Origin of the sequence: Cohnella sp. GbtcB17, assembly GCF_019091135.1 — a bacterium.
Taxonomy (GTDB): Bacteria; Bacillota; Bacilli; order Paenibacillales; family Paenibacillaceae; genus Cohnella.
Map to the genome: position 1 here is coordinate 1 of NZ_JAGXJW010000522.1, position 232 is coordinate 232.

Below are 232 nucleotides of genomic sequence, written 5' to 3' on the forward strand. Positions count from 1 at the left end.
TTATGGCCCCGCGATGTCCGGCGGGCAGCAGGCCCAAGCCATGAAGCCCGCTCCCGAGCTGCTGCTGGCGCACGCCCGCGGCGGACTCATCCACGACGTCGGGAAGACGCAGACGCCGAGCGAGATTCTGTACAAGCCGGGAAAACTGGATCCGGACGACCGGCTCATCATCGAGCAGCATCCGGTGGCCGGCTACGAGATGTGCAAGTATATTGGCTTCATGACCGAGGAG

The 232-nt window shown here is 64.2% G+C and carries 1 protein-coding gene; it reads left to right on the forward strand.

Going from position 1 to position 232, the window contains the following annotated elements; genetic code table 11:
• Positions 1-40 precede the first annotated feature (40 nt).
• Positions 41-232: HD domain-containing phosphohydrolase (locus KVT38_RS34315; protein ID WP_254639766.1), on the forward strand; the 192-nt coding region annotated here is incomplete at its 3' end.